The organism is Desulfurococcus sp. (assembly GCF_038881575.1).
Taxonomy (GTDB): domain Archaea; phylum Thermoproteota; class Thermoprotei_A; order Sulfolobales; family Desulfurococcaceae; genus Desulfurococcus.
In genome coordinates this window covers 111101-134499 of the sequence record NZ_JAVZPN010000001.1, presented here as the reverse complement: position 1 = coordinate 134499, position 23399 = coordinate 111101, and the positions used below count along the sequence as shown (strand labels likewise).

Sequence of the window (23399 nt, the reverse complement as noted above, 5' to 3'; positions counted from 1 at the left end):
TCTATGGGTGTCTATTATTGAATTGGTTCGATGACGAGGTGACGGATGCGGCTACGCAGGCCATCCTGTATGGTACATCCACGGTTATACAAATAATTATCCAGGTAGCAACAATGATGATTATCTCGAGGAGCCTAGGGCCGGTCAACTACGGTGTATACACGCTTGCCCTCCTCCCATCCACTATTTTAACAATATTCTCGGATCCAGGCATCACATCATCCATGCTTAGATACATCTCTATAGCTAGAGCTAGAAGAGAGCTTAAAGGAGTTGCCAGGGCTTACAGGGTTTCAATACTATTCCTTACCCTGATAAACACGTTGATACTTACCATGATAGCTTTATTCCCCGAGGAACTAGGGGTTCAACTAGCACAGAGGAGTGGGTTACGTGAACTAGTGCTAGCCACGGCACCATACCCCCTTGCCACAGCTATCTATGGAGCCGTGCTAACGTATTACGTCGGCATGGAGAAAGCCGGTGTGAGAAGTATGCTTCAAGTACTCGCCCCACTACTGAGACTCGTGTTGGTCTCGATAGTATTACTCCTAGGGTTATCCGTGAAAGGAGTTATTGTAGCCCATGTCGCCACCTATATAGTCATGGCTGTAGTCAGCCTATTGATCTCCTTTAAGGAGTTAAAGGGTTTAAGCAGTAACGGGTCAATATTCAAGGTCAGCGAGTTCCTCGCACTTGCGTTCTCAATATATTTAGCAGGGATAGCTGGAGCTATTGTCGGGAGAATAATTAGTTTCCTTATAGCATATACGACTAGTAATCTCGGTGAAACAGGAAATTACATGGTAGGCAATTATAATGCTGCAAGCGCTTTCCTCGGAGCCATTGCATCAGTACTGGGATCACTAGCCACACCCCTTACCCCACTTCTGGCGAAGAGGCTTAATAATGGAGGGTTAAAGGAAACCAGTGACCTTGTGTTAAACGTGTTGCTAACCCTCACAATACCTGTAACAGTATACGTGGTATTATTCGCGGACAGCATAATTTATTCTGTATATGGGAGAAACTACTCCATGGCTCCATTATTCTTCGCGTACATGTCTATAAGTCTCCTCGCCTGGCCCCTGCAAACAGTGTATGGGAGCATATACTGGGTTTACAATGATAAGAAGCCATTGGCAGGCTACGGGCTAGCGTTAATGGCTACTGGCACGGTATTCTCCATAGTCCTCTCAGGCATCATGGGTCTCCAGGGTATCGCGCTTGCCCAGGGACTCTACCCACTCTTATCCTCCATGGTGTTAGCATACTACGGATACTTCAAGCATGGGGTGAAGCCCTCGATAAGCAAGGCCTCAATATTGCTGGCTCTCTCCTTGATAACGGGTGTGTTCTCGAAATACATTGTAGGATGGATCCAGTTCTACATAATACAGGCTCTCCTGGGCTTTATACTCTACCTGGTATTATTCACGCTGTGCGGTGGATTCTTCAATATTATTGGAGAGGTTGAGCTCGGCTTCCTGGATTTGCTGGCAAGAAGGATACCGTTGATCGGCCCTGTACTCCGATTACTTCTAAAACTATATAGGGAAGTGGCCAGCGTAGCTAGGGTTTAGGTTGAGAAATGCTGCCTGCTAAGATCCCGGAGCATTCTTGCTAGATCCCTTACAGCCTTCTCGACCGCATCTGGATCGGCCTTCATGGTCAGCAACACCGCGTTTTCCTCAGGGATGCTTGATATCCTGATATACCTATTCCCCCTGCTCACCAATAAGTTAACCAAGAGGTCTCTATCCCTTGTATCCTCATAGTACACGTGGTATTCCTCGCCTTCGTGTTCTATGGTTTCTCTTTTTAATCCCTCAACACTTAGATGATCCTGCCTTAGTAGTTTAAACCATTTCCTAGATACTATGTGACACCGTCTAGGCTTCAACTCAGCGTCCTTGAGCAGTATATCCAGCCTATCAATTTTACTTGTGAAGAACCTGGCAATTGGGTAGTATAGCAGGCTGTACCTAGGTAGTAGGAGTAGCATTGAGTATGCTTTCCTCTTACCAGACGAGTCGAGCTTGAACTCTGCTTTAAAGCCCACCAGGTATCCCAACAGGACATAGTTCTTGTCAACTGGTTTCAACGTGTTTTCAAGGGCGATCACTATATTGCGCGTTAGCCAGATCATTCTCCTTCTCCAGTAATAATACCAGATGATCATGAGTGCCGCTAGAAGGGAGAGAATTATCAGCATATATAAATCCATGAGGTCCATCCCACCACCAAGAAACCGTAATCTAGGCACTGGCTATTATATCTTTGATCAACTAGGGTTGTTTAATACGATATCACGAAATATTTAAAATTAATATCCATATATAACTATATAATGAAAGTAGGTGGTGTATAAAGACTATGAAGCCTGTGAACGTATTGGGCATGGTATTAACCATCCTCGGCATCCTAATGTTCTTCTGGGGGCTCATAGCAGGATTCATGTATACCCAGATAAAAGGCATGAATGCCGTTATAATGATCTACTCATTGTTCCCGCTATTGCTAGGCCCCTGGCTATGGCTTGGTGAAACACCAGGTGCACTAAAGAAGTTTGTTGAGGCGAAGATTGAGAAGAGTGCTCTCGAGAAAGCTGGGAAGGGTGGTACCTGATGGAAATGATAGCCCTGGAGATAATGATCATCGTCATCGCTATATATGCAGCTGCATACTACCTCTACGGTAAGAATATATTGGAGAAGAAGGTTGTACGGGCTGATGGAAGTCGTTTAACACCCGCCATAGAGAAGTTCGATGGAGTAGATTATGCACCAGCGAATAAATGGGTGTTGTTCGGCCATCACTTCGCATCCATAGCTGGTGCGGGACCGATAATAGGCCCGGCAACAGCCCTCATGTGGGGATGGGGTCTTCCATTAATATGGGTGTTATTCGGCAATATATTCATAGGTGCTGTACACGACTATCTGTCTTTAATGGCCAGTGTTAGACACGGCGGGCTATCGGTGATGTCAATAAGTGAGAAAACCATGGGTAGAAAAGCTAAGTACGTCTTCCTAGCATACGTATGGTTCGCGCTGGTCTTGGTTCTAGCAGCATTCCTAAGCGTGGCTTCATCAACTTATGTAGGAACCCCTGAGGCAGCCACCATGACATGGATATTCATGCCTTTAGCGCTATTCTTCGGCGTCCTAGTGTATCGTGCAGGGTTAAATGTGTGGAAGGCGACGGTAATAATCCTGATCTTAGAGGTGTTGGGCTTCATATATGCATTGTACCATCCATTGGTAGTAAGTTATAGTGACTGGGTAATTATATTAACAATATACTCATTCCTGGCCGCGGCATTACCAGTGTGGTATCTCCTGCAACCGAGAGACTACTTGAACGCTTACATGCTATGGGTCTTCGTGGGATTAGCGGTACTGGGTGGATTAATGGTTGCTGGGACACCTTTAAACACTAAATACATGTATATCGACTGGGCCGCGCCAGGCAGTGTTGTTGGTGCCATTGGATCGGCTGCCAATCAGAACTTCGCCTGGTTCTGGCCATTTGTGCCACTCACTATTGCATGTGGTGCTCTTTCAGGCTTCCACGCCGTGGTGGCATCGGGTACTTCCTCAAAACAGCTTGCAAGCGAGCTCGAGGGATTACTGGTTGGGTATGGAGGTATGCTGACAGAAGGTGCTGTTTCATCCCTGGCTATACTCTTACCTGCAGCAATAACATTTGATTTCACGACGTTCATGCAGACGACTGGGATCTCTGCGACGACGCTACAGCAGATAGGTATAAATGTATCAAGTACTCCTACACTGCTTAAACTTGGCGCCCAACCCAGGTTCGTGACGGCTTATGGTTTAACTCAAGCCTTAGCGTGGAGCAGGCTTGGAGTTGACTTCACGGCAACGTATAATGTATTCAAGGTCTTTGCTGCGACAGCACTTACAGCGTTCGTGGTTACAACACTTGATACAGCTAATAGGCTTGCTAGATTCGCGTGGGTGGAGTTCTTCGACTGGGTTAAACCACGGAACGCCCTACTCTACAGGGTGCTAGCTAATAGATGGATTGCCTCGCTTATACCGATACTATTAGGCTTCACCCTAGCATACCCTCAAATACCGGATCCGTTGAACCCAGGTAAATATATTTATGCATACCAGATAGTATGGCCTGCGTTCGCTGGTACAAACCAGTTACTAGCCGCTATAGCACTACTTGCAGCATCGCTCTGGGCCTGGCATGAGCAGAAGGTCCGGGGTGGTATTGCATGGTTGATTATTATACCAGCCGGCTTCCTCTGGCTGACAGTTACACTGGCACTGATACTATGGCTTTACTTCGTTGTTCCATCACTACCTGCATTATACTTGTATAGTTTAGGCACCATAATAGCTATATCGCTGCTACTCGATATAGCATTAATAATACTCTTCATCAAGGGAATGCGTAGAAAATAGCTTCGAACCCTGAGCCCCTGTATTTTAAAGCTTTTTAACCATTAAAACCCCTGGTGATGCTTCTGTCAGGCATCATAGTGAAGCTCCTTGAGGAATTACGACGCTTTATCCAGGGAGTTAAGGCAGCCATGATTGAAAACGCCGTTGGCTCACTGGAGTTGGAGTACAAGGAGCTAGACACGGTGTTTCTACTTATATTGATTGGTTCGCTAGCCGGAATAATACCTATACCTCCAGTTCTAGCAGTAGATATTCTCCCACTCCTCCGTGACGAGATACATTTACTAGAGGATAGGGCATACAGGGGTGACGATGTCATAGGTGACTTATTCTCATCACTCGGAGGTGAATGGTGATTGCTCACAGAGAACCTGGGCGAGATATCGAGATCCCATGTGTTCTTCACACTTGGTAAGGGCGGGGTAGGCAAGTCAACCATAGCCATAGCACTAGCCTTAGAGCTCTCTAGAAAAGGAAGAACACTACTAGCCAGCTTCGATCCGGCTAAACACTTACTGAAATATCTTGGAGTACCCGAACCCGGTAGGATACATAGTGTAGGAGTCTTTGACGCATACCAGCTGGATCTCGAACAGGCCACGAGGAGACTTGCCGAGGAGCTTGAGGGAAACCTAGAGTATCTAGCCCCCTCGCTAAAGGTCTTAAACGCTGAGAAGGTTCTAAGCGTGGCTAGATACACTCCGGGATTGGAGGAGGACTCTATTATCAGGGAGCTCTCAAGGATCTATGGTTTAACCGGGTACGATTACATCGTGGTCGACATGCCCCCCACAGGGCTAAGCCTACGTGTTCTAGTGCTCCCAGAGTTGTATGTCTCATGGCTTAATAAATTAATAGATCTACGTTTAAGAATACTTTCATTAAAATATACAGTTGAGAAGATAAGGGAAAGGAGCCGAGATATAAGGGACCCAGTGCTCGATAAACTCGTTGAACTCAGGGATACTTATCTAGGTCTCTCCACGAGCTTGAAGAACCCGGATAAGACGAGCTATATAATTGTAGCAAACCCTGAACCCCTACCGTTCTACGAGGTCAAGGAGATCATGAAGACCCTTAGGGAAATACATGGAGTGAATCCCAGGCTATTAGTCATGAATAAGATACCGGGTGATAAGCTTACCTCTGGATCAGAAGTATTCGATATCATCAGCGAATGGTGTGAGATACCTGTACACCATACATGTATTCCATTGCTTAATAAGCCTCCCTCAAGCCTCCACGATGTAGAGGCCCTAACTAGGACGATATATGATTGCTGTAAATGCCTAGCCAAACACCGATGTTAGATTAGAAAAGATAGACTGGTACCGCTGAGTCTTTTTCAACCCCTTCAACATTCTCAGGTACGACTATGTAGCCGTGACTCTTGAGCAGACTAGATAATACCCCGCTACCCCTGAGCATGTAGGGTTCCGCCACGTATTCTCCCCCAGCGTCTCTCAGTATAACCCTTATGTAGCTCCTGTACCCTACTGTGTTAGGTATTCTACGTGAAAGCCTTGCATATACCACTGGCCTCTCCAATCCTTTTAACCCAAGCCACTTCCTGACAGCGGGGATGAGTATGGCTTCATACCCTGTCCAAGCCGCTACAGGGTAGCCTGATAAATGGAGAACCGGCTTATTGTTTATCAATGAGAGCGTGGTAGGCCTACCCGGCCTCATCTTGACTCCTCTAAAGACTATTTTACCTGTATTTAACATGGCATCGATTAACGCATCGCCTTCACTGATCCCGGTGCCCCCTGTCGTAACAACTAGGTCATTTTCCATGGATGCCTCCATTACAGCATCGGACAGTATCTCCGGGTCATCCGGAAAAACACCATAATACTTCACATCGATAAACCTACTCTGATGGAGGAGAGCCGTGATAAGCCTAGCCGACGAGTTATATATGAGGGTATCGCAGTCCCTATCTATCCCAGGCTCGCATACCTCGTTACCGGATGTTAAAACACCTATTCTAAGCCTCCTATACACTTTTACCCTGTCTACCCCGATGCTTGAGATAACTCCTATATGCACCGGGTTCAATATGGTACCCCTGGCTATGATGACGTCTCCCTTGGCGAAGTCCTCACCTCTCCTTGATATGTTTTGACCAGGCGACACCGGCTTATACACTACTATGCTACCATCCTTAACCTCTACATCCTCATCCATAACCACCGCGTCGGCTCCACATGGTATAGGTGAACCCGTATGCACTCTTACTGCTTCACCTGGCTCCACGCACTCGCTTGGAGGCTTATCGCTTGGTGTGAGAACTCCTTTTAATAGTAGCTCAACCGGGTTATATACTGATGCATTAACTGTATCGCCTGCATGGACTGCGTATCCATCCACGGCGCTCCTATTAAATGGAGGTATATCTATTTCGGTTTCCACCGGTTCAGCTATTATCCTGCCAACTGCTTCAAGCACTCTTACCTCTTCGGGTTCCAGGCTTACTGCCCCGCTTAGAGTCCTGGCAAGTAGATCCACCGCGTCATCAACACTTATAAGTGTTGTAAGCCTCCTATCCAACTACACCACTTCCGTAATCCCCTATCTATAACCACGTATTATAGCTATAAGGGATGTGATCGTTAATAAGCCGGTAGCCAGGTTATATAATGAGATGCCCTGTCCCAGCACCATGTATGCAAGCAACCCGGCTCCAAACGGTTCTCCAAGAGACACCGATGTAACAAGGTACACGGGATAGTGTTTTAGAAGATAGTTCATTAAGGTGTGCCCGAGCATCATGGGGATTAATGCCATCAGGATGAAGTATAGATAGGATAAGTGACTGCTCGGCAGTATCCTTGAACCAGATACAATATTATACAATGCTGTGAAGACAGTTGCAGACATATATGTTGGGAAAGCATACTCCACAAGAGACTCCTTCACAACTCCCCTGGCATATCTGCCCAGCTCGAAATACAGTGTTACAGATAACCCGGCTAAGAGGGAGAGTACAGCACCCTGGCTTAAAGCTAGCCTGTTAACCCCGAGAAAAAGCGTGAGAGAGGTAACGCCTCCAGCGAATCCAAGTAGCTGGATTAGGCTTGGCCTATACTTATAGACAAGTATATCTATCACCAGAGAGTAAAGCGGGTAAACCACGACAAGCAATGTACTGGTGTAGACGGGTATCAGGAAGAGGCTCCTCATCCATAGTATGAAATGCAGTGATAAAGCGATCCCCGATGCTACATGATGTATTTTCACATGCTTCTTTGCCTGAATCCATAACGGTAGCAGGATCAGCGAGGAGAGGAATAGCCTCCAGAACGCGCATACCTCACCGGGTTCATTGGAGAGGACTACAAGTATGCTTGCCGAGCTTATCGCGACCCATACTACTGGGAATAAAAAGATGTCTCCACGAATACTGGTCAAAGCTTTCAGCTCCAGGGTTATAGTTTCTTCAGCTTATGGAACCCCATTATCTCAGCGAGATCAGCCAGTACCAGGAACACCGCTACCGTTAGCAGCACCCTGACGGCTTTCTTAACGGCATCGGGCTCGCCTATAACCCTGTGCTTCTCATACATTCTATTGAAGAACAGCGATAACTCTACAGCGTACTCTAGGAGTTTATCTGGCCTCATGTACTCGTAAGCCTCTCTTAGCACACGGGGATAGCCTACAAGCATCTCAAGTAGCTGCTTCTCTTCAGTATTAAACTCCATACTTTCAGTGTTAAGTGATGTATAGATCTCAATACTCCTGGATCTCACTGCATTGGTTTCCACCAGCGGCTCAAGCCCCCATAGCTTCCTAAGTATGCTCTGAGCTCTTACTAATCCATAGGTAACCGTTATACCGTGTTCAAAACTACCTATTTTACTTGGGTCGAAAGATAAGACCTTACCTGGTTCAACTGATAGAAGCAGTGCACGCACATTGTTTACCGCTAGCATTCTGGCTATCTCCCTTAAATCAATGTACTTGCCTTCAGCCTCCTGCTTAAAGCTACTTGATCCCTCAATACTCCTCCCCACTATTGAATCCTCCATATCCATTAATAACTCATCCATCGTATAGTATATGCCCCTCCTACCGCTCATCCTCATGTTTTTCAAGTGGACCATTTCATATGAGAAGTGCACCAGGTTATCGGCTTCCCTCTTATAGCCGAGTATGTAGAGTACCGCCCTGAGCTGTTTCTGTGCCCTAGCTTGCTCCACGGCTATGACATTGTATACTCTCTCGGCATTATACCTCTTAAACTTGATTAATGTATAGGCTATATCCCTTGTAACATAAAGAGTGGTCCCATCCCGTCTCCTAATAATGAATCTACCGGGTTGATCAGGGTGGAAGAGGCTTCTAACATACTCGTTTTCCTCACCAGCCTTGTTGAGATCAACTTCCACGGCTCCATCAACTATCCTAGTATACCCTGTCTTAACTACTTCGTCAACAATGCTCTTCGATAACTCGAGTACTTCATCACTTGACTCATAATCGAAGCCATCGAATCCAATATTGATCTTCTCCAGGGTCTCAATAAAGCCCCTTAACACATTCCCTGATATATCTCTGAGGAGACGCCTTACCTCGGGATCACCTCCTTCAGCTCTCTTCATGATCTCTGATATCTCTCGCTCAGCATCCTCGTAACCCCTGAACCCTTGCTGTAGCCCCCTGCATATTTCATGGTAGTCCCTGCATAGGGTGCTCTTAGCCTTTACATACTCTATGTACTCCTTGTAGAGCTCCCTGTACCTAGTAGCCAGCTCACCTACTCTTCTACTATATTCGTTAAGTATGCCTGGAAGCTTCTCCCCGCCTTCACTCTGATGTCTCAGCTCCTTGATGAGCTCTCCCAGTATTTTAACAGTATCATGCTTTAGACGTGTCTTACTTGCGAGTATATGTATCTTTGAATGCAGCTTTTTCAGAGCCGGTGAATCCGCTTCCCCGGCTAACTCTTGTAGCGTGTTCTCTAGTTCTTCAAGTAGCTTGTTCAACTCTAGTGAGAGTATGCCTAGTTCATGTGCTACTCTGTCTTCCTCTATGAATATGTTTGTTAAGGCATATACTATGCCATACCAGTGATCTATTTTCAAGCCGGGCCTCGGCACGATGCCCTGAGACCTCAGCTTGCTGACCCCGTAAGCTAATACTGCTACCTGGCGCCCGAGGTCATTAACGTAGAAGAGCCTCACCACGTTGAAGCCGAGGTATTTAAGAAGCCTAGCATAGGTGTCGCCTATTACACTGTTTCTACCGCTGCCAATATGCAGGGGGTGAACCGGGTTAGCGCTTGTATGCTCTACAACGATGTTTTTACCGGAGCCAATGCTCCTTAGCTCGGAGAGTAATCTGCCCGAGAGCAGCGACTCCATGAACGACTTGAATATAGTGGAGTAGTCTACTTCCACGTTGATATAGCCGTTAACATACACGGTGCTTGTAAGCCTGCATTCCTCAGCTGAGTACTCGAGAAGCTTCCTCGCTATCAGGGACCCGATCTCCTCCCATTTATCCCTTGGATAGTTTTTGAACACTATGTGTAAAGCTACTCCATAATCACCCATCCTTGGATCAGGTGTCGGGGCTATCCTTATCTTGCCTTCAATAATGTACTTTTCAACTACTTCCTCCTCGATCCCGGTTGAATCCTTTACAGCTCTCACTAATCCCCGTAGTATGCACTCCTGTATGCTAGTTGACGCACTGGGCATTACAGACCCCTTTTCAAGTAAACTAAGAATAGTTTAAGCCAATAAAAATGAGAATCAAGACGGTAAAGGTGATGGTTTTACCTGGTTAACTCCTCAAGCTTCCTGTAGAAGCGCTCCCACCACTCTCTTGCAGCTGCCTCCTTATTTGCCTTGAACTTTCCACTCCACTCTACATTACCATATTCTTCAGCCGCGAGAGCCATGAAGTCTATTATCTTCCCTGAATCCCAGAAGACTGGTAGAGCCCCGGCCAGCTTCTGGTATTCCGCTATCTTCTTATATAGCTCACGTGTCTTTTCAAGCGGCTTTTCAACACCATAGTATTTCTCGAGTATCACTGGTATGGCTTTCTCAGCCCAACCCCTATGGAACCTGCAGAGCCCCATGTCAGCTATTAATGCTTCGTATATGGCTCTCTCAACGGATTTCGACGCGAACTCCTCGGGCTCCATGAATACGCCACTATAGACCGTCCAGTACTTGCCTAGAACCACTAGTGGGGCTACTAGGCCGGGCGTCCAGTAGTAGTTAGGTGTTATATGGCCTTCTTCGCCGAATGCAGCGTATATAGGTATATCGCTGAACCTTGTCTTCCTCTCTATTGTCCTCTCCCTATATAATATATCCAGTATCTTGGCAGCCGACCTTAATCCCCTCTCACCTATGAGGCGGAGCAAGGGATTGCTCCCGAAGGCAAGTTGTTCAATTATCTTTACAGCTAGCTCTGCGTTAACTCTTGCATGCTCTATACTGTATGATGCCGGGTCGAAGAATGGCTTACCGGGTAGCCCTATCTCCTCTGGTCTAAGTAATCCCTTATCCATGGCTTCAAACAGGAATCCTATGATCTGGCCCAGCTCTATTGCGTCGAAGCCGTATGCATCAGCTAATTCAACCACTTTCTCGGCTTCATGTATGTCTAGTACCCCTATAATAGGGCCTAACCCATTATATGGCTCGTAGTCGCTCTTGTACTTACCCAGCCTCACCTTCTTGCATGCCAGCGGACATGGTTCGCCACATGTCTTCCAGCTCCTGGTTTCAATGGCCTCCCTGTTGAATGGCTCCCACATATACTTCATGATTAATTCGTGTAGCTTTTCTCTTAGATCCTTAGGCAGGTATATCATGTTCCAGTTAAACATAGGTGTCGTTGCCTTGAGATGCGGATAGTTTCCGCCGAGTGTGCCACCAGTGTTTAGCTTCGGGTCATACCTGTATTTCACACCGGCATTAATCACTGCCTGAGTATATGGTTGCTTGGTTAACTCCATGAATAACTTGTCGAGCTCCCTTGTATCACTGAGCTCCTTAGGTACCTTGGTGCTTCTATCATACCTACCTCCATAGATTATTGCTGCAACCCCATGTGCCCTGTACAGTATACTCCCGCCTCCAGCTCTAGCCGCGAAGTCCTCGCTCCCATAATCCATCCTACCCTTGTTTAGCGTTACCGAGGCAAGAGCACCTATATTAGTATACTTGGAAGCCGGGCCAACCAGTATGGATCTCCCGTTAAACTCCTCGTAGAAACCCTTGAAGTGATCGCTAAGGTACTGCTGTAGCGCGTATATGCCTTTGAAGCCGCCGTATCCCTTCCAGACATGTTCAAGCGTCTCCTCCTGTATCTCGTGAAACTCTACAACCGGCTCGCCGTCGCCCTGATCATAGATCTTAACTATGAGGGGTGTCTCTGATCTACCCACTATAACTACCGCGTCAGCATTAATCTTGAACTGGAATGCAGCACCACCCATCTCGGATACATGTAACCCCTTGGTTAATGGGCTTCTAAACACTGCTACAAATCTATGCACGCCATACATCTTTGATCCAGTGAACAAACCAGCCCCGAGAATTAATGCGTTATCGGGGTGATAGATAGGCTTGCTCCATGATTTATACCTCTCCATATGAAGCTTGAGTCCTAGTGATATCGGCGAGTACACTTCATTTAACTCGTACTCCTCAATCCAGTGCTTCCTAGTTGATGCATCAATGAATAACGCCCTGTATCTCCGCGTGTTCATTATTAGCACCACCATTGGTATTCATTGTTAATTATTATTTAAATATTTTCGATAGAGGGGAGAAAAGAAGAGATTGTTAGTTTTTAAATAATCAATGAAATTAATCCTCGATTGTAGCCCTCTCAAAGATCCTCATAGCGACTACTAGGAGGACAATCGATATAATCGATAAAACTACTATGTCCACCAGTGGGTTCATGTAGTCGAAGCCGACATCAGCACCGGTGAGCCAGTACCTTGAAGCATGTACAGCATATGTTAATGGATTAAACATTGCAACATACTGCATCCATGTAGGCATGGATTTAACCGGGTAGAAGACTCCACTCATAAACATCAAGGGCATTGTAATTATATTGACGATCATCTGGAATCCCTCCATACTACTGAATTTAAGCGATATAGCTGTCCCTAGGCCAGTGAACCCCACCGCCATTATGAAGACGTATAGTAGTGATACAGGTATCCCAGTTATCCTTATGTTATTGGTGAAGAGCAGTGCCAGCGTTATTATGATGGCTGACTGCAGAGTGTTGACGAATGCATCGCCGAATATCCTTCCAGCTATTACAACGCTTCTAGGAGCTGGTGCCACCAGGGTCTCCTTGAGGAAGCCGAATTGCTTATCCCATATTACGCTTATACCGGCTATAAAGCTACCCATGAATGCTGTCATTGCAACCATGCCGCTAACCATGAACGTTACGTAGTCTATACCGCCGAAAACCGTGTTAAAGTATTTTGACACAATACCAGTAACATTTACTGGCACCGGCATTACGGTAGCGTTGATCCCTAGGGCCGAGGTATTAATGTTCTCTGGATTGAATACCCCGCCGAAGCCCAGGCCGAGGAACACCAGCCAGAGCAGTGGCTGTATTATCGTTGAGATGAGTCTAGAGCGGGAGCTAGCCCACCTTTTAACCTGCCTATAGAATAATGAGGCAAACGCGTTGAAGCCGTTCATTTAACGCCACCTCCTACCCCTGAAAGCCATGGGAGCCGGTGCTTCAAGGCTATCCCTTAACTCTCTTCCTGTGAGATGTAGGAATACTTCGTTGAGAGAGGGCCTCTTATAGGATACCTCCGTTATCTCCAGCCCCATGGATGAGGCGGTAGCTATGATCTCTGGTATAAGTTTTGAAGCATTATCCACCAGTAGCTCATACCTGTTTTCACCGAGTTTTCTACACTCCTTAACAAAACTTATAGCGCTACAGAAGTCCCTACCTCCATTTACATTCAGATACACGGCGTCTTTGCCAAGCATATTCTTTAATCCATCGGGCGTGTCAAGGGCTATTATCTTACCGTGATCCATTATTGCCACCCTGTGAGCAAGTTCCTCGGCTTCATCCATGTAGTGCGTCGTCAACAGGATCGTCATATTATGAAGCTTCCTCAGCTCCCTTATATAATCCCATATCTTCGCCCTTGACTGAGGATCTAATCCTATCGTGGGTTCATCTAATATTAGTATCTCTGGCTCGTGAAGAAGGCTCCTAGCTATCTCAAGCCTTCTCTTCATCCCGCCGCTGAAGTATACGACCTTCTTCCACGCATACTCCTTGAGGTTGACAAATTCGAGTAGCCTCATTATTTTCTCCCTTAACTCTTCCCCACTGAGCCCGTAAAGCCTCCCATGTATATACATGTTATCATACGCTGTCAACTGGTTATCGAGGCTGGGTTCTTGGAAAACTATGCCAATCTTCTTCCTAACCTCGCCAGGCTCCCTGAGCACGTCATGGCCTGCTACGAGGACCCTCCCGCTAGTCGGCCTCAGTATCGTTGATATTATATGTATGGTCGTCGTCTTACCGGCGCCGTTTGGCCCTAGTAGGGCGAATATTTCACCTTTCTCTATTTTAAAGGATATATTGTTCACTGCTATGACATCCCTGAACCTCTTAACAAGGTTTTCAACGATAACTATATCCTGCATCACTTACTCACCTGCAATATCTATTAATTTAGCCTCCAGCTCCCTTGTGATGCCTCTGATAACCTCTAATTGCTCAGGGGTTAGCTGATCTATTTTCTCGAAGATCCTTATTAGCCTGGCCACCAGTTTCGTGAGCCCTACCTCCTTGGCTAGTTTCAGCTTCTCAAAGTATTTCCTAGCTATTTCGAGCTCCTGCTTGTTTTCCTCTAGGTATTTTTCACCTTTCTCAGTGATCCTGAACACTATCTTACGTCTCCCTTTCTCGAAGCTCTCTTCCGCCTTGATCAAGCCCTTCTTAACCATGTCCTTTAGTAATGGATATATTAGGCCTGGATTCACTGGTAGCCCTGTCTCCTCTCTTATCTTCTTCAATAGGTAATACCCGTGGATACGGCCTCCACGCGACATATCCAGTATTAATAGCTCAATGTATTTCCCTCTATGCCTTATTCTATTCATTTACAGCTACCTCCGAAAAATATTTAAATTAATATATCTTTATAAATATTGCTTCATGATGGAAATATTTATGGATAAAGGTGTGCCTTATGAGCGAGGTAATGAGGCTTGAGAATGTTTGGAAAATATATAGGGTCGGAGACGTTGAGACAAGGGCGTTGAAAGGGGTTTCCTTCAGCGTCTGCAAGGGTGATTTAACAGCGATTATGGGTCCAAGTGGTTCAGGGAAATCAACACTGTTGAACATGCTTGGACTACTAGATAAACCGACATCCGGGAGGATAATAATCGAGGGCCGGGATGTAACGGGCTTAAGCAGTAATGAGATAGCTGATATAAGGAATAGGAAGATAGGCTTCGTCTTCCAGCAGTTCAACCTGATCAATAGGCTCACAGTGCTAGAGAATATTGAGCTTCCATTAATACCCAGGGGTATACCGAGAAACATCAGGGTTAGAAGGGTTATTGAAGCACTTAAAATGGCCGGCGGCGATGAATCATGGCTGTCCAAGAAGCCTAATCAGTTAAGCGGTGGCCAGCAGCAGAGAGTAGCCATTGCTAGAGCCATAGTTGGAGAGCCCGAGGTAATCCTCGCGGATGAGCCAACAGGCAACCTCGATAGATCATCAGCTAGACTTGTAATGGATACCTTCCTCAGGCTAAACGACGCCGGGTTAACAATAATTATTGTCACACACGACCCGGAGATAGCTAACTGCACAAAGAAGATAGTAGTGTTAAGGGATGGAGTGATTAAATCAATCGAGGAGCCGAGGAGTGAGAAATGTATTTTAAGAACCACGTGAATAACTCCTGAGGGGATTATTTATGGTGGCCAGGGTGCTTATACCCCGTATACTAATACTTCTACTCTTTACGAGCTATCTAATCCAGACCCCACTGGTCTACCAGCAGACAAGCGATTGGGTGTTGGAAGGGTATTCCTATAGGTCGAGGAGCGGTGGAGACGTTTACCCAGGTAGCTCTGCAACTATTTTAACAGTAGACCTCAGGTATACCGGTTCAAACAATGCGATCTCACCTTACGCATGTCTAGTTCTACCGGAGGGCTTCACGACCAGGGGGTCTCAGTGCACTAGTGGAGCATACACCAATGGCACATACATCCATAAGGCCTCACCGGGCGATGTACTCCGCTTTACGTACACCATTGATGTATCGAGGAATACTACACCTGGGGAATATTATTTCACACTGAATATCTCATACTATATTGAGGGTTCATCAGCACTGGAGTACTATGCCCTGGCAATACCTGTTACAGTCTCACCTTATCCGCAGCTGGTTTTAACAGTTGAGAAGGCATACTTTACACCCTACGGGTACCCGGGTTCAAACCCAGTGAGCCTCTACGTTAAACTGGTTAACAATGGTAATACAACTATTACATCAATGGATCTAACACTAGAGCTACCTGGAGAATACTTCACACCCTCCGAGGCTAACACCTCTTACACCGGGAGCGTTGATCCAGGTGGATCAGCCTCCATATTATTCAATAACATACAGGTTAAACCATATACACAGCCGGGTTCTTACACTGTCAGTATGCATGTCTCAGCCGAGTTATCCACTAGCGACGGGGTAACTTATAGGGATGATGGAGAATTAGTCTTTCAAATCACCGTGGAGTCAACTCCACCCTTAGATATCAGGGCACTAGATTACTCGCTTACAGCACAGTACCCATTACCCGGCTTAAACAGTACAGGTATAAGATTCATTATCCAATCCCTCGAGCCTAACACAGTGAGGATATTATACCTTAATGCAGAACTAAATGGTGCATTCACAGGGAACGGGAGTAGAACCATTATACAAGAGGTTTCACAAGCGCTCTCATACATGGACACCCTTGAATTAAGAATCACGGGGTTGAATATCGCGGAAGACACTGGTGTTGTTGAAGCATACATCGAGCTCAACTGCATGGTTAATAGGGATCAATCATGGTATCCGGCATCGTATTCCATGAGGCTGGTGATACCGTTGGAGACCTCTCCGGAACTAAATGTAAGGATCGTTAATGCAACATGGTCTACTTCAACCGCGTACCCAGGTGCCACCGGCTTAGGCATCACAGTGACATTGTTGAACAATGAGGGCTTCAGCATTAGGGATGGCGACGCTGTGCTCAGGCTTCCAATGGTGTTTAGACCCGGTGAACTAGTAGTGAGAAATATCGTTGTGAACCAGTACTCGCTCACAGAGATAGTTTTCACAGGCATAGATATCGCTCCCGATGCCTCCCCGGGAACCTACGAGGCATATATGACTCTAAGAGGCTTCTTAGTGAATAACGATGGCTCAACAAAGTATGTCGAATTAGCGTTCACTATCGGGGTAAGGGTTTCTAATCCTGGAGAGCTCTTAGGGTGGAGGCCTGTATTAGAGTTAACAGATTACTTCTGGGGCGATGGAACACCGACGTATATATACCCAGGCAACCCGAGAGCTGGTTTAACCATCGAGGTAACTAACACCGGGATATACCAGGTTTCAAACCTGGAGCTGGAGATAACTACCCCGAGCGATGTCACACCCCTTACAAGGAACACTACTTGTGCAACTACTCTGCCACCGGGCTCCACGTGCCAGGCAGTATTTTACCTGGATCTATCGGGTGCTACACCGGGTGTGAAGTACTTTAATGTAACAGCTAGATACCGTGTTAACGCGTTTAATACAGGGATATACTTTAATGAGTCGCTCAGCTTCAGCCTACTACTACCGGAGTATAAAGCCGGGGAAGGCGTGAGGGTCGCCTCTTCATCGTGGGCCGGTAACAATCCTGTCTATCCCGGTGAGAGGGGAGCTGTGTTCACGGTGCAATTAGTCAATCTGGAGCCGTACCCTGTATACTCTCTATGGGTTTCTATCGAGCCACCCTTATGCATGATGCTTCATGAGGGCTTGAATAATACTACGTATATACCTGGACCAGTTAACAGTCTTCAGTCTGTGAGCATAAGTTACACTATTGATGTAAAGTGCAGTAAGCCTGGTCAGTATATGGGATACCTCAACATCAATTACTACGTGCAGTATGCTGGCGGGGGATTCAGGAGGAGTATTAGGGAACCATTATTATTCACCATCAGTAGCTTAGAGAACACCATGGAGGTTGTAAAAGCTGGATGGATCGGTGGAGCACCCACGGAGGGCGGGAGAGGGGTCAGCTACATGATTGTGGTGAGAAACAATGAATTCCCCTCCATCTCGAACCCGGTTCTAACACTATACCTGCCCCAGGGACTCAGTGATGCGTTGACGGGTTCACGGGAAGCCACTGTAACACCTAGCAGTATTATACCGAGCCAACAGCTCCAGCAGATTCTACAGGAAGGAGTCCCAGACTTATCCAGTATCCTTCAAATGCTACAGGCTACGCAGGCTCAGCAACCGGCTAGTGTCCAGAGAGGGGATCTAATGATTTTCATCGCCAGGCTCAATATATTGAATGCATCAGCCGGCTTATACGAGGTGCCTTTCACGCTTTCATTCACTGACCACTGGGGATACGTTTACAGCGTGAACTCAACGCTAGCCATGCAGATACAGTACCAGCCCCCATTACTCACTGTGCACCCGGCTTCACCAATAATATACTTCGCGAATGGATCCAGCATACTAGATGTAGACGTGGTCAACCAGTATGATTCACCAGTTTACAATGTATACATCGCGTTAATACCTGCATCAAACAACGCGATACCGCAGGGAGCCATTAAATACGTTGACATGATACCCGGTAACTCGAGCGTCAGAATCAGATACGAGCTTATATACAACCCCGTCTCTATAAGCATCGGGGGAGGAGTCACGGCCTCCCCTTCATCAGCCGTGTTCACTGTCTCATTGATATACCGCGACGTATATGGCTACGTTGAATCCATTAACACCACGCTCTCAGCCATTATAAGGCCATTCATAAACCTTGAGCTAACCAAGGATACCGGTGCAAGGTACTATGATAACGCTGGGAAACTCAGCATTAACGGGGTGATACTCAACACTGGTCTCGCACAAGCTAGAAGCGTGTACGTGAAGGTATTCTACGGGGATGCATCCGGCTATGTGTTTATAGGAGACATAGATCCATCATCACAGACACCCTTCAGAGTAGACGTGTATTCATCCAGGTACCTGGATAACTGTAGCTTGATCATAGAGTTCAAGGACGAGTACAATACATTGTATACGCTCAGCTATGATATACCGGTGCAATTGGTGCGTCAGCAAACCACGACGATGCCACAGTCCAGCGGTATTGAAGGATACTACTACCTAGCCGTGATATTAGTTGTGGCATTATTCCTTGTAGCCGTGTTTTACCTGTTATATAGGTATATAAGTAGACACAGAATCACGGTTGGTGAAAATGCTGGTTAGCGATATATTAAAGCTTAGCATTAAGACACTCTCGGAGAAGAAGCTCAGGGCGGTTTTAACAATCATAGGGATAGCCATAGGTCCCATGGCTTTGATAACCATAGGAAGCGTCACCTCGGGCTACGGCGACTTCATAGTCAACAGTATCATGGGACTCGGGCAAAACCTCATAGTTGTAACACCGAGCAGGGATTACAAGCTTACACAGGATGACTTGGATACGCTTAAAAACATAGAAGGAGTGGTCGATGCATCGCCATTCTATTCGACACAGGGCGAAATGTATATTGGAGGCGAGAAGAAAACCGTCTTCATCTATGGGGTGAACCCGGATTTCCTACTGAAAGCTTTAACCAGCCTCACGGTTAAAGAGGGTAGCGCTCCCTCCGAAAGTGATCTCGGTAGAGCATTGGTGGGTTATAAGATAGCTTACGGCGATAACGGTGAGTCAGAGTACAGTGTGGGCGATGTAGTCTCAATCACGGTCTACCAGGTCAAGACAGGTGGTAAAGTAGAGGTTAAGAGGCTTAGTGTCGTTATATCCGGTGTACTAGATAAATATGGGGGTGCAGCCTTCCTAAACCCTGATCAAACAATCTTCGTACCCATGAATACAGTCGAAAAAATGCTTGGTGTAAAAGACTGGAGCGGTATCCTCCTGCTCGCTGAGTCACCAAATGTAGTCGATGAGGTATCGAACAGGATAAGAAGCATGTACGGTGGCAACCTCGACGTAATCTCCTTCCTAGCCATAGCTAGGATAGCCTCGAGCATCGTCTCGGCAGTAAACTTTATAACCTTCGCAGCCACCCTATCGGCATTCGCTGTAGCTGTAGCGGGAACTGCTTCAACAATGATAACCAGTGTCGTGGAGCGTACAAGAGAGATAGGCGTTATGAAGGCCCTTGGATTCAAGGATACCCAGGTACTTGCCCTGATAATAATGGAGGGTGTCACGATGAGTATTATCGGGTGCGCCATAGGTGCACTAGTAGGTTTTATCGGGGCGCATCTCCTATCAACCCACGGTCTAGTCATATCAAGCGGGGAAACCTTCACCATGAGCATACAGGCTTCACCAAAGATAACCATGGAGCTTATGGCTGAAACAATATTGCTAACCATATTAACAGGCATACTTGGATCAATATTCCCAGCCTACCGCGCTATGAAGATACCGCCTGCAGTAGCATTGAGATACGAGTAATCCAATATACATTGACCACTCCATGTTTTTCATGCATTAGATTAATCATTGTTTAAATGTATAGCTAAATACCGTTGAAAACATTACAACAATAATATTTACTAGGCTACACCCATGTAACTAAGTTACAGCTGAAAGCCTCGCTCTTTAGGGCGGAAAGGAGATCAGACTAGGTGGAGCGATATCAACGAGCTCCTGGATAGCTAGATACGGTGGTCCTGGGTCAACTGGTTAGGAAGACTCCTTTAGATATATATACTTCTTTAACACCGGGTTCTCCCTGATTAACCCGGCTACCCTGCCTGCTTCCTCACTATTCATTAAGCCGAGCTCGTACCTGTAGAGGCAGGCTCTACATACTGGGTGTGAGGAGGGCTCTCCGCATATCTTGCATACTTGCTTCTTGTTTACAGTGTCCCTGGTTTGCTTTTCCTGCGTGATGGATATGAGGCTGTTGAGCAACCCGTACTTTACGCCTGGATGCTTATCCTCGAGCTCGTTTATCATCTTCCTGATAGTGAACCTGATATTATACTCAGCGTACGGGCACTGAACATACTCAGGCTCTATTAATCCATTCAGCAACGCGTAGAGGGCTGACTCCTTTTCAAGGATGGTGTAGAACGGCTTTATCCTTTTAATGAAGCCTCCCTCCTCATCGCTTATCACTGGTGTTAGCTTATATATTTTATCGACACTGTTCGAGACAATATTCATTAAGAATGTTTGAACAACATCATCGAGGTTGTGGGCTGTAGCTATAACCGTCCCACCTAGTCTTCTAGCAACCTTATTGAGAACGTATCTGCGGAAAACCCCGCAGTAACTACAGGGGAGGTAAGGGAGACCCCTTGCCCTCCCTCTCTCAACTATTTCATCAAGTGATGCACCAATATACTCCTTAAAGGACGCTATATGGTAGTCGACCCTGTTCTCCACAGCATATTTAACAAGGTTCTCCACAGTCTTCTCCCTATACCCCTTTATCCCCTCATCTACAAGTACCGCTGTGACACGCCAGCCGGGCATTTTCCTCGATAACTTGTGGAGTATGTGTAGGAGGGCTATTGAGTCTTTCCCACCGCTCACAGCCACTATTATATGCTCGTTTTTACCCAGCATACGGTATTTCCTAATGGTCTTCTTAACCTTCTTCTCAAAGTACTCGATGAAGTGGTTTCTGCAGTAAGCCTTATTGTTAGCGGGATTCACGTATATCGCTGGACGCCCACATATACTGCAGTTAGCCATGCCCCAACCCCCTAATCATGATCCATATTGATTAATCCCTGGCTTGATTATATTTATTCAGCACCCATGGTGCAGTATCATGGTGAGTATTCTAGCACTCTCCGACATACATGAGAGGACTCAGAGATTTAAGGCTCTCGCGAAACTGGTTGAGGAGGTTGGCGGAGTTAGACTCACAATTGTAGCAGGCGACATAACATACTTTAAGCCGGCTAGCATAGCTATCAAGATACTGGAGAAGCTACGTGAGGCAGTGGGCTCACCGATTCTATTCATCCCAGGCAACTGTGATGACCCCTGGTTGACTGGCCCCCTGGATACATCAAACAATATTTTAAACATCCATGGTAAGCTGGTTGAGGTAGAAGGCTACGTCTTCTACGGGATAGGAGGTGGAGGTGTGTCACCGTTTAACACGTTGATCGAGTACAGCGAGGATGACTTCAATAATTTAATAGAGAGGGCCATGGGTATTGATCCAGGCAGGCTAATAATGGTCACCCATCAACCCGTGAACGGCTTCTTCGATGAAGTAGGCAACATACATATAGGCTCGAAGGTATTCAGGGATTTCATGACAGCTAGGCAGCCCTTACTTTGGATAACAGGCCACATACACGAGCACTCTGGATGGACTAGGAGCGGTGGCACAGTAATAGTTCACCCGGGTCCATTCATGCATGGATATTACGCGTTAATCACTATATCAGGGGGCAGTGTAACAGATGTAAGCATTAAGAGGATTTAATAAACAAGATAAAAACAACTAGCTATAATGGTTGCAACGTTCATGCAGTATCCTCGGGTAATTTGCTGGTAGAACTTCATGGGGTCTTGTCAAACCCAACGCCACGGGACCCTCATCTGCGGGCAGGTGACTCACCGCATCGCGGCCCATCGCAAAAACTTAGAATTAATCATAGGCATTCAAATTTAGCGTTAAATCTACAATAGCCTCTTAGCCATTCTTACCTTTTAACGGTTTTTGCAGAGTTTCCTAGCGTATCTCAGCATCTCGCTGTATATTGGGTCGTTTAACTCGTCTTTGTAGAGTGGTATTAAATCCAGGGGAAAACTCTTTTTTCTTAATCTACGCAGCTCTTCTGCTACTGAGAGTTTATCTATGTTACTTGGCACAACTACGACTATGTCGTAGTCGCTGTAGGGGAGGTTGTCCCCTCTTGCTCTTGAGCCAACTAGGAAAGCGTCTATAATTTTATCACTTCTACATAGAGCCTCTACAAATTCTCTGAAAGCCTCTTCGTATATCTTTAACCTCTCGATATATATCTCATAGATTCTAGGGATCCATTTGTCCCTAGAGGGTCGTTTTACATAGTTTAGGGACACTTGAGGTCGCCTCTAGGGACAAACTGAGGGTGCCGTTTGCCCCGAAGGGTTGCATGCTGTTTCTAGTTTTTAGGTCTTTTAAGGTCTCTGTAGGTTGCTTAGTGCTCTTCTTGCTTTCAGAGCTATTAGGTATGCACTAGTCACGTGCCTTTCGCTGCTGTTTTGGTTTTCATGTGTGTTTATGTTGGTTGGTATAAACCTTGCTTAGTCCTCTTAGCGCTATTAGGTATGCTGACGCTGTGTGTCTGTCTAATCCATATCTCCTCATAACTTCGCTGTGCTCCTCCGAGTTTGTTGTTCCCCTCGGGTCTACGAGTATTACGCTGAGGCCTTGCCTCAGAGCCTTTATGACTCCGTGAGTGAGCATCTGCTTCTTAGCGAACCCGCTTATCTTCCTGTTAGCCGTGGGATTCTCAGTAAACCTCTTACTCTTTACCCCGTAGAGGTTCTCGAAAGCAACGTAATCGGCTCCAATTCTAGCCACATATTTGAGAGCCTGGCTCAGAGCATTCAATCTAAGATACCTCACCTTCTCTCTTGGGAAGCCCGGTCTAGTGGCTTCCGAGAACCACAGAGCCTTGAGTGAGACAATGT

General features: G+C 46.3%; 19 protein-coding genes and 1 pseudogene. 9 read left to right on the top strand and 11 right to left on the bottom strand.

Annotation, left to right across the window (positions count from 1 at the left end; genetic code table 11):
- The first annotated feature begins 17 nt into the window (after window positions 1-17).
- On the top strand, window positions 18-1583 hold the full coding sequence (locus QXV08_RS00675; protein WP_342785730.1) for a lipopolysaccharide biosynthesis protein: 1566 nt from the start codon (window positions 18-20) through the stop codon (window positions 1581-1583).
- Here QXV08_RS00675 and QXV08_RS00670 read toward each other — a convergent pair.
- Entirely contained in the window at window positions 1580-2227 is a 648-nt protein-coding gene (locus tag QXV08_RS00670; RefSeq protein ID WP_342785728.1) for a hypothetical protein, read from the bottom strand. The genes QXV08_RS00675 and QXV08_RS00670 overlap by 4 nt on opposite strands.
- A gap of 149 nt (window positions 2228-2376) precedes the next feature.
- On the opposite strand from QXV08_RS00670, the gene QXV08_RS00665 reads away from it, so the two are divergent.
- From QXV08_RS00665 to QXV08_RS00650, 4 genes are read left to right on the top strand one after another with little or no spacing between them, the layout of a single operon-like run.
- Window positions 2377-2628 carry a hypothetical protein gene (locus QXV08_RS00665; protein WP_342785726.1) on the top strand — a complete coding sequence of 84 codons (252 nt, stop codon included), beginning with the start codon at window positions 2377-2379 and terminating at the stop codon, window positions 2626-2628.
- Complete coding sequence (locus QXV08_RS00660) at window positions 2628-4442, top strand: carbon starvation protein A (RefSeq protein WP_342785724.1); 1815 nt, start codon at window positions 2628-2630, stop codon at window positions 4440-4442. The genes QXV08_RS00665 and QXV08_RS00660 overlap by 1 nt, the downstream gene beginning before the upstream one ends.
- 56 nt (window positions 4443-4498) lie before the next feature.
- On the top strand, window positions 4499-4798 hold the full coding sequence (locus tag QXV08_RS00655; protein WP_342788106.1) for a hypothetical protein: 300 nt from the start codon (window positions 4499-4501) through the stop codon (window positions 4796-4798).
- Window positions 4799-5752, top strand: coding sequence for an ArsA family ATPase (locus QXV08_RS00650; RefSeq protein WP_342785720.1), 954 nt, complete (start codon window positions 4799-4801; stop codon window positions 5750-5752). It abuts the gene before it with no gap.
- A 1-nt stretch (window position 5753) separates the two neighbouring features.
- Here the strand turns inward: QXV08_RS00650 and glp are convergent, their stop codons facing one another.
- The 7 genes from glp to QXV08_RS00615 form a co-directional block, all read right to left on the bottom strand.
- Window positions 5754-6995, bottom strand: a complete 1242-nt coding sequence (glp, locus tag QXV08_RS00645; protein WP_342785718.1) for a gephyrin-like molybdotransferase Glp — start codon at window positions 6993-6995, stop codon at window positions 5754-5756.
- Between the two features lie 21 nt (window positions 6996-7016).
- Window positions 7017-7856, bottom strand: a complete 840-nt coding sequence (locus tag QXV08_RS00640; protein WP_342785716.1) for a DMT family transporter — start codon at window positions 7854-7856, stop codon at window positions 7017-7019.
- A gap of 17 nt (window positions 7857-7873) precedes the next feature.
- Complete coding sequence (argS, locus tag QXV08_RS00635) at window positions 7874-10150, bottom strand: arginine--tRNA ligase (RefSeq protein WP_342785714.1); 2277 nt, start codon at window positions 10148-10150, stop codon at window positions 7874-7876.
- Window positions 10151-10227: 77 nt separating this feature from the next.
- On the bottom strand, window positions 10228-12180 hold the full coding sequence (locus QXV08_RS00630; protein WP_342785712.1) for an aldehyde ferredoxin oxidoreductase N-terminal domain-containing protein: 1953 nt from the start codon (window positions 12178-12180) through the stop codon (window positions 10228-10230).
- A 100-nt stretch (window positions 12181-12280) separates the two neighbouring features.
- Window positions 12281-13147, bottom strand: a complete 867-nt coding sequence (locus QXV08_RS00625; RefSeq protein WP_342785711.1) for an ABC transporter permease — start codon at window positions 13145-13147, stop codon at window positions 12281-12283.
- The gene (locus QXV08_RS00620; protein WP_342785709.1) at window positions 13148-14125 is read right to left on the bottom strand and encodes an ATP-binding cassette domain-containing protein; all 978 of its coding nucleotides are present in this window, start codon (window positions 14123-14125) and stop codon (window positions 13148-13150) included.
- A 3-nt stretch (window positions 14126-14128) separates the two neighbouring features.
- Window positions 14129-14584, bottom strand: coding sequence for a PadR family transcriptional regulator (locus QXV08_RS00615; RefSeq protein WP_342785707.1), 456 nt, complete (start codon window positions 14582-14584; stop codon window positions 14129-14131).
- An 89-nt stretch (window positions 14585-14673) separates the two neighbouring features.
- On the opposite strand from QXV08_RS00615, the gene QXV08_RS00610 reads away from it, so the two are divergent.
- Genes QXV08_RS00610 through QXV08_RS00600 form a run of 3 tightly spaced genes read left to right on the top strand, consistent with a single transcriptional unit; the run spans window position 14674 to window position 20204 of the window.
- Window positions 14674-15390, top strand: coding sequence for an ABC transporter ATP-binding protein (locus QXV08_RS00610; RefSeq protein ID WP_342785705.1), 717 nt, complete (start codon window positions 14674-14676; stop codon window positions 15388-15390).
- 22 nt (window positions 15391-15412) lie between these two features.
- Window positions 15413-18997 (top strand): hypothetical protein, encoded by a 3585-nt coding sequence (locus tag QXV08_RS00605; RefSeq protein ID WP_342785703.1) that lies wholly within the window; start codon window positions 15413-15415, stop codon window positions 18995-18997.
- Window positions 18987-20204, top strand: a complete 1218-nt coding sequence (locus QXV08_RS00600) for an ABC transporter permease (RefSeq protein WP_342785701.1) — start codon at window positions 18987-18989, stop codon at window positions 20202-20204. Before QXV08_RS00605 ends, QXV08_RS00600 begins: the two co-directional genes overlap by 11 nt.
- Window positions 20205-20435: 231 nt before the next feature.
- On the opposite strand, the gene QXV08_RS00595 is transcribed toward QXV08_RS00600, so the two are convergent.
- Window positions 20436-21455 (bottom strand): TIGR00269 family protein, encoded by a 1020-nt coding sequence (locus QXV08_RS00595; RefSeq protein ID WP_342785699.1) that lies wholly within the window; start codon window positions 21453-21455, stop codon window positions 20436-20438.
- A gap of 79 nt (window positions 21456-21534) precedes the next feature.
- Here QXV08_RS00595 and QXV08_RS00590 point away from each other — a divergent pair, with 79 nt between their 5' ends.
- Window positions 21535-22203, top strand: coding sequence for a metallophosphoesterase (locus QXV08_RS00590; protein WP_342785697.1), 669 nt, complete (start codon window positions 21535-21537; stop codon window positions 22201-22203).
- A 227-nt stretch (window positions 22204-22430) separates the two neighbouring features.
- Here the strand turns inward: QXV08_RS00590 and QXV08_RS00585 are convergent, their stop codons facing one another.
- Entirely contained in the window at window positions 22431-22805 is a 375-nt protein-coding gene (locus tag QXV08_RS00585; RefSeq protein WP_342785695.1) for a nucleotidyltransferase domain-containing protein, read from the bottom strand.
- 169 nt (window positions 22806-22974) lie between these two features.
- Window positions 22975-23397: pseudogene (locus QXV08_RS00580) on the bottom strand (hypothetical protein); the annotation flags it as partial.
- Between the last annotated feature and the right edge of the window lie 2 nt (window positions 23398-23399).

What these genes read in the sequence shown, in the direction of transcription:
- QXV08_RS00670 (WP_342785728.1), bottom strand. Translation starts at nt 2,227, where the DNA reads ATGGATTTATATATGCTGATAATTCTCTCCCTTCTAGCGGCACTCATG.
- QXV08_RS00665 (WP_342785726.1), top strand. Translation starts at nt 2,377, where the DNA reads ATGAAGCCTGTGAACGTATTGGGCATGGTATTAACCATCCTCGGCATC.
- QXV08_RS00660 (WP_342785724.1), top strand. Translation starts at nt 2,628, where the DNA reads ATGGAAATGATAGCCCTGGAGATAATGATCATCGTCATCGCTATATAT.
- QXV08_RS00655 (WP_342788106.1), top strand. Translation starts at nt 4,499, where the DNA reads ATGCTTCTGTCAGGCATCATAGTGAAGCTCCTTGAGGAATTACGACGC.
- argS (WP_342785714.1), bottom strand. Translation starts at nt 10,150, where the DNA reads ATGCCCAGTGCGTCAACTAGCATACAGGAGTGCATACTACGGGGATTA.
- QXV08_RS00630 (WP_342785712.1), bottom strand. Translation starts at nt 12,180, where the DNA reads ATGAACACGCGGAGATACAGGGCGTTATTCATTGATGCATCAACTAGG.
- QXV08_RS00625 (WP_342785711.1), bottom strand. Translation starts at nt 13,147, where the DNA reads ATGAACGGCTTCAACGCGTTTGCCTCATTATTCTATAGGCAGGTTAAA.
- QXV08_RS00620 (WP_342785709.1), bottom strand. Translation starts at nt 14,125, where the DNA reads ATGCAGGATATAGTTATCGTTGAAAACCTTGTTAAGAGGTTCAGGGAT.
- QXV08_RS00615 (WP_342785707.1), bottom strand. Translation starts at nt 14,584, where the DNA reads ATGAATAGAATAAGGCATAGAGGGAAATACATTGAGCTATTAATACTG.
- QXV08_RS00610 (WP_342785705.1), top strand. Translation starts at nt 14,674, where the DNA reads ATGAGCGAGGTAATGAGGCTTGAGAATGTTTGGAAAATATATAGGGTC.
- QXV08_RS00605 (WP_342785703.1), top strand. Translation starts at nt 15,413, where the DNA reads ATGGTGGCCAGGGTGCTTATACCCCGTATACTAATACTTCTACTCTTT.
- QXV08_RS00600 (WP_342785701.1), top strand. Translation starts at nt 18,987, where the DNA reads ATGCTGGTTAGCGATATATTAAAGCTTAGCATTAAGACACTCTCGGAG.
- QXV08_RS00595 (WP_342785699.1), bottom strand. Translation starts at nt 21,455, where the DNA reads ATGGCTAACTGCAGTATATGTGGGCGTCCAGCGATATACGTGAATCCC.
- QXV08_RS00590 (WP_342785697.1), top strand. Translation starts at nt 21,535, where the DNA reads ATGGTGAGTATTCTAGCACTCTCCGACATACATGAGAGGACTCAGAGA.